Genomic DNA, 13,072 nt, shown 5'->3' with positions numbered 1-13,072 from the left:
AAACTCGCCTGCGGCTCGGACAACATCCCGTTTCACGCCGTCTGCACCGGGTGGGTGCCCCGCCTGCGGAACTTATGCACGGAGTCGCAACGCAATGTCAAGAAAGAGGATAGACCTCAATGTCATTAAGTTAAGCTTTTTTCCTCTTTGTCATGCTGAGGGACGAAGCATCCCTTGTAGGCAAATTGCTTTTAAGAAAAGAGATCCTTCACTATCGTTCAGGATGACAGGCTATAAGATTTACTTAACTTGATGACATTGGTATAAATCCTGCTCGTCAGGCGTCAGCCAGCGCCGTTAGCCAGCGTACGGGGCACCCACCCGGTGCAGGCGGCGTAGAATGAAGTGCGGGCGCTTCTCAGCATCGTCTGCCAATTATTGCAATGATGAATCTTTCATCACTTCATTCAGCCGGCAAACCGATGGTGGGTCGTACGGCGAAGCGGGGCGCAATGCTTTTTTGCTTACTTTTGGAGCTTCGGCCAAAAGTAAGGTAAGCAATCTGTGATTGCGCGCAGAATAAAAAATAAAAGAACGTTTTAAGTAGCGAGAGCAGAACTGAATTAAAAATTCATGTTATGTCGAGTCACGAAATAACGTTCACAGGAGCGAAGCGTATGTAAAACGACTAATGGAATTGAACGTTTAACTTATCAACTACTGATTGACATTACTAAGGTTGAAGTAGTTTGTGAAAAGATAAATTCGAAGAACTTGATTTACTCTAAATAAAGTCTTCTCATTCTTATGATATCAACTTTCAGTTCTTTGGTAAGGAAGTTCATTATTGTACCATGATCCCTTTTAATCTGGTTTATCCCGGCTTGCAGAAACATACGCTTGACCGTGAATATAGGTTCTGCTCTCGGATATTTAGCTATAAAGGCATCATATTTATCGCTCAGATAAATCTTTGATGAAAGATAATCCTGCATTACTGTTTCCTCATCTACGCCCAACGAAAACAAGATTAAAGCCGCCGCCATACCTGCCCTGTCCTTCCCTGCCGAGCAATGAAAAATCAGCGGGGCGCTCAGATTATTCTGAACGATGGCAAAGAATATGCGGAATGCTCTCACACAGGCAGGATCGCTTACCAACAAGCGGTTCATGTGCTTCATGTGGGAGTCTATATTCGACTTTAACAGATTTGATTGTATACCCTCCGTACTCAAATTGCCCGGAGTGATGGCGATGGGATATGTAAACTGAACAGTAGTAGGCAGGCGATCGGGAGACCTCTTTGCTTCGGCTTGCGCCCTAAAGTCAACGACTGATGTAATCGGAATGCTTGATAAATATTTTATATCACTACCCGTCAGGTTGGATAATTCATCGGCCCGGAACAGTTTTCCCCATTTGGTATATCTCCCGTCCTTGGCCTTAAATCCGCCCAGATCGCGAAAGTTATATCCTCCCTCCATTGGCAAATGCCTCTCGGAAAGATAAATCTTCTCGCCTTCGTTGTCGAGTTCGAAATAAAGCCGGATGGACGTGCTTACATTCAGCGGAAAAATACCGCTTCCATTTCCTGTGAGCAGGGGTTGGGTATGGTTAATATTATCGAAGGTACTCCCGGCGAACAATGACCAATTGCCTTCAGTTTCTATCTTTAAACTTGCGGCTTTAGTATATTTATCACGTATTATCTGAAATTGTCGACTATCCGTATCCATTGATTGCCTCAGAGTTCCTTTATCTGCTGGTAAATAATATAATGATTATAATGAAATCTTGATAAAAACACCGCAAATATACGGAATTAGTTGGGATATTGCCAACTACACTGTTAATTATGCGAATCAAGGGTTAAATGTGCCGTTAGGCACATCATATTGGTAGAAACATGAATGAAATTCGTTTTTTGTGCCGTCAGGTACAAAATGTGAATTGTTCTGTAGATATTGCGTACCTGACGGCACGCAATTAACTGGTTAAAGCTTCTTTCTACCAACATTCAGTCCCTAAAGGGACAAAAAACAGCACATTTAACCCTTGATTCGCATTAATTAGATTGAAGTGTGAAAAAAAGGTAAATGTTTACAAAAAGAGAATAGACTATTGATAAGCATTTGTATCTGGTGTATCTTTGTTATATACGGATATAGCAGGTAAAAGGATATATCCAATGATATACCTTTAGTCTGATCACTTGTCATATCCAATCTTAGAGTCTGTTTAAATTTTATACGAATTTTTTATTATGTCTTTTTCTTCGTTCATTTTTAGTCTGTTTTCGGCTGTTTTTTCCTTTCTCTCAACTCAAATAGCCCGCTATTATCGTTTCGAGGAAGAAAAAAACATCTCTAAAACATCTCTAAAAATTTGAACGAATAAAATTTAAACAGTTTCTTAATGAAATAATAAATAGGTCTGAGACCTTAATCGTTATTCTTTTTTTGATGAGATTTAAACTACTAAGCTTATTTGCGGGCACATTATTTTTATATAATTGTTCCCCTGACCCCACAACTGTCACCGTAATGTGTGAGCAGGATCGTAAGGGGAATTATATCCTGAAGTGGGAATTATATCCTGAAATTGACAATACTCCGATAGATATATATATATCGGATAACGACAGCGTGTTTCCATCCAGCCCCCAGCTTACAGCTAATTCAAATGACTATATTGCCCTGATAGAGAATCTTTCGGATACGGTCGAAAAACGGAAGTACTTCCGCATCAAGGTTGCCGGCATCCTTTCGGATATCGTGAGCAACCGTTTTTTCGAGATGGACAGTGTGCAGAATTTTAGGGATATAGGCGGATATGTAACAAGTGACAACAGGCGCGTGCGTTGGGGCAAAATATTCCGTTCGGGCAGCTTTTTCAGGATGACTACTCATGATAGTCTTGAAATAAACAGCCTGGGGATAAAGACTTTCTTTGATCTGAGGTCAGAGGATATAAGAAAGAAAAATGCTCAGCCATTCAGTAATGTGAAAAACATACGTATACCGATAGCATATAACGGATATAGTTCTATCTCCCAAAAAGTAATGGAAGGGCGTTTCCTACGCGGCGATGCCATTATATATACACAGGATACTTACAGGGATATGGTAAATAACTTTGCCGGGCAATATGCCGATTTCTTTGATTACCTGTGCGACGAGAATAATTATCCGGTTGTTTTCCATTGCTATCTGGGTAAGGATCAGTCGGGCCTGGCCACTTTCTTCCTGCTTCGGGCATTAGATGTGCCTATGGATATCATAGAAGATGACTATATGGTTTCAGATATGATTATCGACCGGACAAAGCTGGTACGAAACGCCGATAGTTTATCAGAGTCGAGGCAAGAAGCTTTTACCATGCTCTCAAGGACAGATATTTCATATCTCAGGTATGGCATTTCATGCATAAGGGAAAAAAGCGGATCGGTAGAAGAATATATGCTGAATGAGTTGAAACTCACCCCCGAAAAAAAGAAAAAGCTTAAAGATATTTTATTACATTAAGAGTCTGTTTCAATTTTATAGCAAATCTTTTTTATAGCTATTTTTAGATGGATTTTATCATTTTTGCCAGCCGAACCAACGGTCAGCGGAGCTAATTAGCGGGCTAAACCAAGAGTAAAAAGGGAATTGAAAATCGGCGGAGCCAAAAATACGGCAAAAAGAGCATAAAAAAATTGCTAAGAACTATTGACCAGAACCTGTAATAAAAATCTTCGCTAAAATTTAAACAGGCTCTAAGTCCTTTATAGAAAAGAATAACCTATTTAGGATAACGTAGGGCTGTCTCAAAAGTAAAAAAAGAGTAGTTGCCATTGTGGGCTTCACGCGCATTCCTTTATAATCAAGGCGCGCTTTTGGGGATTCCATGCCAGACACGGAATGACAGGTTTTTGACATTAAAGCAAACGCCTGAAAATTCATAAAACTGTTTTCAGCCTCACATAACACAATATCACAAACGGGCGTATGCAATACGCCCCTACAAACCTCCGATAGGAGTTGAACAATTTCAGGGTTTGCCCTGATCGATGATTGAAGTAAAATGTTATAAACCAATCTTTTGTTTTACAGTCAGGCTTCTAAGTCCGCGAAGCGGGCTAATACGGATAACCACGGGTAAAACCCGTGGCAAAAGCGAATAAGAATAAACCGTCTCCGTAGGAGGCGAATGGGGTTTCTTAAATAAAAAATTAAGCCTCCAAGTTATTTTCTAATTGCAGCTTACTTTTTATTCTCGTTGTTTATTGCCGGCTGTTTTTCTATTACAGCCTTGGTAGAATCAGCAGGTTGCGGTGCCGGCTGTTGCTGCTGAGCATTCCTCCTCCTTCTTGGCTTAAATGACTGGAACAAGCGTTTCAGCGTGGAGGCTTCTTTGCTATATACAACCCCTACACCTTGAGTAGTTGGTGCCTGACGATAGAACTGGTCATTCGTATGGCTGTATGCTTTGAGTGTCCACAGTGGGGTCAGCTGATACTCCAGGTCGAAGTCGCCAATAAAAGAATTGTCAGAGGCAGATGTCTGATCGGTACGGTACCCCACATTTGTATTGAACTTCAGCTTATCATCCAAAAATTTACGCGACACGTTTACACTCATGTCCATACTGGAAAAAGAGCCATCGTCCGATTCTATATTCGCCCCTATCTGCCATTCGTTGCCCAGCACACTCCCCACCAGCGAAGAAAGCCCCGCAGAAAGGGTATTAGAAGCTAAAGTTGTCCACAGGCTGTTTGTAAAGTTCACACCACTGTTTCCCATGCTGGAATAGAATGCCCCTGTAGCAACTAATGACGCGAATTGTTTTACCTTTTGCTCATCTGTACTTATCAGGCTGTTTACCTTCTGGCGTGTATCGTCATCGGCGCTGGGCAGGCTGATGTTATAAGTCACATCCATCTTGTCTATATTACCTGTGATACCCAGAATGCAGTCTACATCTACCTTGGTAGAGCCTTCCAGCGCAAAACTATTATCCAGCGAGGATAGGTTAGCCTTTACCCTCCGGAATGCCGTAATGTTAAACTTAGTCTTTAACGGATCGCCCGTAAAGTTGAGCTTACTTCCTTCCTGTATCTTAAAGTCGAGTTTTTTTATGCCTTGCAGGTTCAACCTGACTGAACCATCGGTCAACGTATAATCCCCGTATGCGAACATATTCTCATTCCGCATATCATAGGTAAAGTTTATCGTTCCGCTTCCTTTTGCCTGCATCTGGTCTCCTGTCGACTGATCGATAATTATACCCAGATTGATATCCTGTGTGACATTCAGGGTTATATTCAACTTGACGGGCAAAGCTTCATCGGCGGCCTTAACCATACCTTTGAGTGAATTTGCCAGCTTTTCTTCCGGAACGTTTATATACACCACACTCTTGTAGTCCGACGCTTCCGAACGCTGAGGTATCAGGATATTTAACTTAGAATTCTTATCATTCTTTATCTGCATATCCATATTGATATTCTCATTATCTCCCGTTATTTTCACTGTTCCCGAAGCATATACACGCCCATAAAACAGGCTGTCGGTCCGGTGTTCGGTATTTAACACCATCAGTTTATTCATACGCATATCCAGCTGGTACTTCATATTGTCGAAGTTCTTATGCGTTACAGTGGCATTTACACTTGCCGTATTGCCCTGGCTGTCTTTCAACGTCAGGTTTTCAAATCCTATTTTATCGGGGCTCACCCTGATAGTATCCGAGATGGTATAGACTACGTTTGTATAATCCACCCCTATCTGTGTATCATTAAATCCTAAGAAACCTTTTACTTTAGGCGCCTTGGCAGAGCCTTCCACCATCAGGTTGGTACTGATACTGCCATCTATCTTGTTCAGCATATCTGCCACAAATGGCTGCATCCACTTCAACGGCATCTGTTGCATCCTCAACTGCAAATCGAGAGAGTCATGATTGGTGTATATTGTCCCGTCTACTTCGGCCAGCATCCTGTCTTTATTCTCCAGGGTAGCGTCGAGCCGCAATCCGCCAAAGTATTCACTCCAGCGGCTATCCAGTTTCATCAGCCCAAGGGTATCGCCAAATATGACGATATCCGCCATTTCCAGATTCCTTGTATATAGTTCGGGCTGATTCAATATATTAGTCAACAAAACATTCCCATGAATACACCCCCTTATATTTTTCACATCGAAGGCTTCGAGTAAATCTCCGATTTCAGCATGGCTGAAATATACGTCCAGGCTATCCCCTGCCTGATCGGAAATAACCCCGTCCATCCCGAAATATTTCTTCTTGTTCAGCCCGATCCCTATATTCTGTATTTCGGTACGGCTCCCTGTGTTATTAATTTCGCCCGGAAGGAGGTTCAATGCCAACTTATCTATCATCACATCAGAGGGGCTTATTTTAAGAGCGGAGACCAGTTCATTCTTTTCATCCCTGCTGAATTGCGCTAAAGCCTCTATCCGTCCGTTGATATTTATGTTTGTCTTATCGCTTACCACATTTGTTGCGGCATGCATTTGGTCATTGGCTCCGTCTACATTCAGATTCAACGAATAAATACCGTTTTCCATAAGCACACCGCTCCCGGCTGTGATGTTAAAGGATGAATCTACATTCACTATATTGATAGTCGTATTCTTTATGTCATAGTCGCCATACTTTATATAAGGGATAGTCCCCCTGGCGGTAATTATTTTATCTACCGTATTGATTTGTCCGCTTATATTGGCAGGCTCTATAATATCTACAGGCAGGGATAAGATTTTGCCCAGTTCCTCCGTGTTCTTTGCTGTCAGGCTGAAAGTGAAATTATTCTGATCGGCTTTCACGTTTTTAGTTTTCTGAAATACCGACGGAAGGTATCGATGCATCAGGTTGGTGAGTTCGTCTGCCAACGACATAAATGTATACTGCCCTGCAATATTTGCCGACAGAAGGGACGATTCCAGATTTATATACTTATTACGATCTTCTTTTCTGCCCGCTTCCAACGTGAATTTTCCCGGTTTGAAGCTAAAATTCTTATCATGAAAGTCCAGACTGTCTATAGTAGCTTTACCTGTCATATTATCTATATCAAGCCCTTTTATATGGCCATTCAGGGCAAGGGAGAGCCGCGGATTTTCCCAGTTCTCTTCTTTATAGAAATGGTCGACATGTAAGTCATCTACTTTCAGGCGCAGGTCTATATCCGGCACTTGTGTCTGAGACATATTCGCCTTTGCAAAGATTGTACCTATAGGCAGGCTGGCATTGGCGGTCAGTCCCATTTCCGTAGCGTTATAATAGGCATCGAAAGGGATATTTCTGTATGTATCTTTATTATATTGTATCGCGTCTATTTTTCCCAAAGCATGAGCCATCAACGGCTCTTTTTCCGATTGCATCGCCCTTACATCCACATCCGCAGATACACCCCCAAACCCGATGGTGTCTCCCAACAGTTTACCCAGATTGAAATTCTGCGTATTCAGGTTTGCCGCCACATTGAAGGAAGAGAATGTACTGTCAGCCCCTCCGGTCGCCAGAGCCGTAATCGCTCCCTGACGGCACCATGCTTCGGCATCCAGCTTGAATCTGCTCAACTTTCCGTTTATCTTCCCTTTGAGGTATATGTCGCCCATATCCTGCAATATATCGGGGGCGACAAAGGTTGAATCGCCTATCTTTGCAAATGACGTTATCGCCGCGGGCGAAGCCCTGAATCTATCGATAGAAAGGTTAATATCTGCGATGCCATATCGCTCGTAGCTCGATATGGAAGCCTTACCGCTAAGGACAGCGTCATTACCATAATCAACCTTTATACTCTGAATGTCTATAGCCGGCAGTTTACCGGATATATCCGCGTTCAGGGTTATATTATTTTTCAGGAATTTCAGTTCGGGAAGGAAGGCGATTAAATCCTGAGGAGAGATCTCAGCATCATCTGTCGCTACCTCAAACTCGTCTGTCGACAGATTATACCGTACCTTATTTGCATTCAGGTGCGAGTTTGGCATATTCAGAGACATATTTTCCACCCAATACTGCGATTTATCCGAATAAACCTGCCCTTTCAAAGCTTGGATTTCGAGCCCGCTTTTTTCCTTAGCCGAGAGGTTATTGAGTGTAATATCCAGTTTGTCGGTATCTATCGAGTTCAGATCCAGATTGGCACTTACATTGTACAATGAGATATGCGAAGGATTGAAAAGCTTAGGGGTAACCGAATCCGATAACACATCATAGTTCATCCGCCCGTTCCGAAGCTCTACGTCCGCTATCACTATTTGTAACGCACTTGCTGTAGTATCTGCCTGAGCCGTATCGCCGGAAAAAGCGTCAACAATGAACTGGAAATTGAAATCGCTGATACTATCCTTCCGGTTTACATTGATAAGAAAATCATCAACGGTAATACCGGTGATAGCCAGTGTGCTGCTTTTGACAAGCTTCCACGGGCTGAGCATTATATCCAGCGAGTTTGCATAGAGCAGGGTATCTTTTGCCTGATCTTCGATATATATGCCTTTAAGGGTAGCATGGTTGAACAGGCTGAGACGTACCTCATCTATCGAAACTTCCGTTTTCAACGTGCTTTTCAGCTTATCCACCGCAAAATCGGCTACTTTTTGCTGAATGGAAGGAATGGACAGTAGTACGTACAAAACGACATTCAGTACTGCAATGCCAATGATTACATACAACAGAATCTTGAAAAGCTTTTTTACCAAACTTTTCTTTTTAGGATTCAATCCTTCTTGTTTCCTTTCTTCTTCCATCAATAACACTTTATCCTGTTCGCTCCGTATATCTGCCATCTAAAGGCTTTGTCACAAAAAAGTTATTTCAATTTTGCCTGCCACTCTTCTTCATTGAAACCAACCAGCACAAAATCGCCGGCTACTACTATCGGGCGTTTTACGACCATCCCGTCTGACGAAAGGATACTGATCAGTTCAGCTTCAGAGCCAGACTTTACCTTTTCTTTCAGATTATTTTCCTTATAAATCCTTCCTGAAGTATTGAAAAATTTAGATACAGGTAAACCGCTTTTTTTTATCCATCCTGCCAGTTCTGTTTCGGTCGGATTTTCTTTTGTAATATCCCTGCTTTCAACGTTTATGTCATTTTCCTTGAGCCACTTAGCCGCTTTTTGGCAAGTGCCGCATTTTGGGTATTGTAGAAATAGTATCGATGCCATATAATATGCTGTTATATATTTTAACAATGTGCAAAAATAAATGTTTACTATTGAATAACGCAGTTTAATTATTTAAAGTTGACTCCTCACACGATTATTTGTTTATTTTTGTACCTAAAACAAAAAATTTGAGTATGATACAATCTATGACCGGTTATGGCAAATCCTCTGCCGAGCTTAATAAGCGGAAAGTTACTGTCGAAGTAAAATCCCTGAATAGTAAACAACTCGATTTATCGGTACGCCTACCAAATTTGTATAAAGAACACGAAATGGAAATCCGTAACCTTTTGTCCCGTCAATTAGAACGAGGAAAAGTGGATTTTCTTATTTATGTGGAAAATATAGGGAATGAAACAGCTACGCAAATAAACCAGAGCACACTGGAAGGATATTATAACCAGATAAAGGAATCTTCGGTAAAGTTGGGCGTTGAACTGCCAAGCGACTGGTTTCAGGTATTGCTTCGCCTGCCGGATGTACTGAAATATGAAGCGCAGGAAGTAGATGAGGCTGAATGGGCTGAGGTATCGAGGGTAATGAATGAGGCCGTTGCCCAGCTATTCTCTTTCCGTAAGCAGGAAGGCGCCATGCTCCAGAAACTGTTTGAAGAAAAAATAGCAAACATATCAACCCTGCTATCCGAAATAGAGCCGTTCGAAGCCGAACGGGTGGATAAAATAAAAGGACGTATCACCGAAGCCCTCCATAAAATAGAGGATTTCGATTATGACAAAAACCGTTTCGAACAGGAAATGATATATTATATCGAAAAACTGGATATCAACGAAGAGAAAAGCCGCCTGAGCAACCATCTCAAATATTTTCTGGAAACGATGAAATCGGGAACGGGGCAAGGCAAGAAACTCGGCTTTATAGCACAGGAAATAGGGCGTGAAGTGAATACGATGGGCTCAAAATCCAATCATGCCGAAATGCAGCAGATCGTGGTGAAAATGAAAGACGAGCTGGAACAGATAAAGGAACAGGTACTGAACGTATTATAAGATAAAAACAATAAAATGGGCAAATTGATAATATTTTCGGCTCCATCCGGCGCTGGTAAATCGACCATTGTAAATTACCTGCTTTCGCAAAAGCTGAATTTACAATTTTCGATTTCGGCAACCAGCCGCTTACCCCGCGGAACGGAAAAGCATGGAGTAGAATATTATTTCCATACACCTGACGAATTCCGTCAGAAAATCAGCAATGATGAGTTCCTGGAATTTGAGGAAGTCTATGAGGATAAGTTTTACGGCACGCTGAAATCGGAAGTCGAAAGAATATTAAACAGCGGTGGAAACGTAGTTTTTGATGTAGATGTTGTAGGAGGTTGCAACATCAAAAAGTATTATGGAGACAGGGCTTTGTCTGTCTTTATAGAGCCGCCGTCGATAGAGGAACTACGCAACCGGCTGATAAACAGGGGTACAGATTCTCTCGAAATAATAGAGTCGCGTGTTGCCAAAGCTGAGTATGAGATGCAGTTTGCTTCACAATTTGATGTGGTTATAAAAAATGATGATTTAGAGGAGGCTAAAGCGAAGGCCTTGAAGGTCGTAACCGATTTCCTGTCAACAAAATGGTAATAAAACCAAAATGTTTATATAACTTATAACTACATAATGAACATAGGCATATTTTCCGGTTCGTTCAACCCTATCCATATAGGGCACCTTGTTCTGGCAAACTACATTGCCGAGTTTACCGACATCGATGAAGTATGGTTTATAGTCAGCCCGCTCAATCCGTTGAAATCGAAGACTGAACTTTCTGACGAAGCCATCCGTTTAGAAATGGTTGAGTTGGCGCTCCGGGATTATCCGAAGCTGAAAGCAAGTGACTTTGAGTTTTCGCTTCCGAAACCCTCTTACACAATAAATACGCTGGGCGCCTTGTCGGAAAAGTATCCAGAGCACAGATTTACCCTGATTATAGGGGCGGATAACTGGAACACTTTTGAGAACTGGAAAGAACATGATATAATACTCGAAGAATACCCTATAATGGTTTATCCGAGGCTCGATTACCGGATTTCGATCCCCAACAAATTAAAAGCCAGAGTGGAAGCACTGGAGTCGCCCATTATCGAAATGTCTTCTACCCTTATAAGGAAAAGTATACCGGAGGGGAAAAATGTCCGTTCTTTTCTGCCGGAAAATGTATATGATTATATTTTAGAGAGAGGATTGTATAAATAAAATTCAAAAATAGTTTACCCATAAGTAAATGGATTAATGCAACATTTATTGAATATAAATTACAATAAAATGAATTACGAGGAAGCTTTGACAAAAGATTTGGAAATACGTCGCCGGCGATTGCAGCAGGCAATGCAGGATATGAATATAGAGGGTTGCGTCCTGAGTACGGCAGTGAATGTATTCTATATGACCGGATTGGTTTACAATGGTTACTTTTATTTACCTGCAGAAGGCAAGCCCATCCACTTTGTCAAACGCCCTGAAGGGATTTCGTTAGAAAACACCGTTTATATCCGTAAGCCCGAACAGATAGCAGATGAATTGCCAAACTTAAACCGTTCCCTGCCAAAGTCGCTACTGATAGAAACGGATGTCATTTCCTTCGGTGAATGCGCCCGTTTACTGAATACATTCAGTCTGGACGAAGCTGCCAATGCTTCGACACTGATGCGTAAGATCCGCAGTATAAAGACTGCTTTCGAAGTGGAGCAGGCGCGGGTGTGCGCGCGCAGGCACGAAACTGTATATAAGCTGATCCCTTCGGTATATCGCAATGGGATGACCGATATAGAACTACAGATAGAAATAGAGCGTCTGATGCGCCTGCACGGTTCGCTCGGCATCTTCCGCAGCTACGGAGAGAATATGGATATCTATATGGGAAGCCTCCTTGTAGGAGAAAATGCGGAAGCGCCATCGCCATTCGACTTTGCTCTGGGCGGAGCAGGAACAAACCCGATATTGCCATTGGGCGCATCGGGCGAGAAAATCAAAAAAGGCGATACTATCATGGTGGACATGGCGGGGAATTATACACCTTGGATGACAGACATGACCCGTGTGTTTTCTGCCGGCAAAACGCTTGAACTGGCATACCGAGCACATCAGGTATCAATCGACATCAACAACCGGGTAATGGATATGGCCAAACCGGGTGTGAGTTGCGCCGAAATATACAACCTGTCGATGGATATGGTAGTTAAGAATAATCTGGAACAATACTTTATGGGTACCAAGCAACAGGCAAAATTTGTAGGTCACGGCGTAGGGTTGGAGATTAACGAACCTCCCGTTCTTACACCACGCTCGAAGGAATTGCTTGAGCCTAACATTGTATTCGCTTTAGAACCGAAGTTTGTAATACCCGAGGTAGGGGCGGTAGGCATTGAGAACACCTATCTTGTAACCGAAAGCGGAGTAGAAAAACTAACGATTCTGGAAGAAGCGATAATCGAACTGTAATTTTTTCCAAATTAGATAACGGAAAAGGTTTATATCATGAATAAGTTGAGAGAATTCTGTTTCTATGCGCCTCTAGTCGTACTCATTTTCAGCATACTGTTCTCCCTGATACTTTTCATACCGATTACAATGCTGGCGGAGTATTTTCCTCGATGGCTCAGGCCGAACATGGGAGGTTGGACATTTGTTGTCATCTTAGTTACGAATACAGTACTGTCATTTCTTTCGCTTACAGTGGCGCTCAATGTATTCCGGTTTGTAAGAAGCAACCGGTTGTCTTCATTCCTCTCGTTTTTCTGGGCTGTTGTTGCAGGTTATGCGATGGTACTGATGAATCCGAAACATCCCGACTTTGGTTTCAACCTGCTTATACCGTTAGGATTCCTTATTCCCCAGATATATTCTTACTATATATTTCGAAAAAGGTTGGATTCGGGATATTTTGATGTTGGGGAAATTGAATAAAATTATCTTATATTAGGTAACACAAAAAACAAAC

Annotated in this window: 9 protein-coding genes; 6 read left to right on the top strand and 3 right to left on the bottom strand. The window is 42.0% G+C overall.

Features of this window, described 5'->3' with window-relative positions:
- Positions 1-719: 719 nt before the first annotated feature.
- Entirely contained in the window at positions 720-1,676 is a 957-nt protein-coding gene (locus tag D0T84_RS02475; RefSeq protein WP_163305604.1) for a tyrosine-protein phosphatase, read from the bottom strand.
- An 807-nt stretch (positions 1,677-2,483) separates the two neighbouring features.
- Between D0T84_RS02475 and D0T84_RS02470 the strand changes: the two genes are divergently transcribed.
- Positions 2,484-3,464 carry a tyrosine-protein phosphatase gene (locus D0T84_RS02470; protein WP_255495139.1) on the top strand — a complete coding sequence of 327 codons (981 nt, stop codon included), beginning with the start codon at positions 2,484-2,486 and terminating at the stop codon, positions 3,462-3,464.
- Positions 3,465-4,184: 720 nt separating this feature from the next.
- On the opposite strand, the gene D0T84_RS02465 is transcribed toward D0T84_RS02470, so the two are convergent.
- On the bottom strand, positions 4,185-8,741 hold the full coding sequence (locus D0T84_RS02465) for a translocation/assembly module TamB domain-containing protein (RefSeq protein WP_255495138.1): 4,557 nt from the start codon (positions 8,739-8,741) through the stop codon (positions 4,185-4,187).
- A 23-nt stretch (positions 8,742-8,764) separates the two neighbouring features.
- Entirely contained in the window at positions 8,765-9,124 is a 360-nt protein-coding gene (locus D0T84_RS02460; RefSeq protein WP_163305597.1) for an arsenate reductase family protein, read from the bottom strand.
- 134 nt (positions 9,125-9,258) lie between these two features.
- Between D0T84_RS02460 and D0T84_RS02455 the strand changes: the two genes are divergently transcribed.
- The 5 genes from D0T84_RS02455 to D0T84_RS02435 all read left to right on the top strand — a co-directional run bounded on the left by D0T84_RS02455 (position 9,259) and on the right by D0T84_RS02435 (position 13,038).
- Positions 9,259-10,131 carry a YicC/YloC family endoribonuclease gene (locus tag D0T84_RS02455; protein ID WP_163305594.1) on the top strand — a complete coding sequence of 291 codons (873 nt, stop codon included), beginning with the start codon at positions 9,259-9,261 and terminating at the stop codon, positions 10,129-10,131.
- A 15-nt stretch (positions 10,132-10,146) separates the two neighbouring features.
- Positions 10,147-10,716 (top strand): guanylate kinase, encoded by a 570-nt coding sequence (gene gmk / locus D0T84_RS02450; protein ID WP_163305591.1) that lies wholly within the window; start codon positions 10,147-10,149, stop codon positions 10,714-10,716.
- Between the two features lie 36 nt (positions 10,717-10,752).
- Positions 10,753-11,328 carry a nicotinate (nicotinamide) nucleotide adenylyltransferase gene (gene nadD / locus D0T84_RS02445; RefSeq protein ID WP_163305588.1) on the top strand — a complete coding sequence of 192 codons (576 nt, stop codon included), beginning with the start codon at positions 10,753-10,755 and terminating at the stop codon, positions 11,326-11,328.
- A gap of 69 nt (positions 11,329-11,397) precedes the next feature.
- Positions 11,398-12,573, top strand: coding sequence for a Xaa-Pro peptidase family protein (locus D0T84_RS02440; protein ID WP_163305585.1), 1,176 nt, complete (start codon positions 11,398-11,400; stop codon positions 12,571-12,573).
- Positions 12,574-12,609: 36 nt separating this feature from the next.
- Entirely contained in the window at positions 12,610-13,038 is a 429-nt protein-coding gene (locus D0T84_RS02435) for a hypothetical protein (protein ID WP_163305583.1), read from the top strand.
- Positions 13,039-13,072: the final 34 nt, after the last annotated feature.

The sequence above is a fragment of the Dysgonomonas sp. 521 genome, assembly GCF_010501055.1.
In the GTDB taxonomy this organism is placed as follows: domain Bacteria; phylum Bacteroidota; class Bacteroidia; order Bacteroidales; family Dysgonomonadaceae; genus Dysgonomonas.
The sequence above is the reverse complement of the archived record's forward strand: the minus strand, read 5'-3'. Positions and strand labels throughout refer to the sequence as shown.